Consider the following 241-nt stretch of genomic DNA (forward strand, 5'->3'; position numbering starts at 1 on the left):
CCTACACCCTGTCGGCGTACGTCAACGGCGCGTACGTCTACCTCGGCGCCACCGGAACCGGCACCGCCGACCCCAGCACCTGGACCCCCGGCACCAACGGCACCTACCAACGCCTGTCGGTCACCATCACCACCGGCCCCAACACCCGCAGCGTCACCGTCTACCTGCACGGCTGGTACGGCCAACCCGCCTACTACGCCGACGACGTCACCATGCCCGGCCCCGGCGGCACCCCGACGCC

General features: G+C 71.4%; 1 pseudogene. It reads left to right on the forward strand.

Annotated features, from left to right (window positions below):
* A pseudogene (locus tag HC031_RS32360) lies at positions 1 to 241 on the forward strand (chitinase); the annotation flags it as partial.

The organism is Planosporangium thailandense (assembly GCF_011947195.1).
Classification (GTDB): domain Bacteria; phylum Actinomycetota; class Actinomycetes; order Mycobacteriales; family Micromonosporaceae; genus Planosporangium; species Planosporangium thailandense.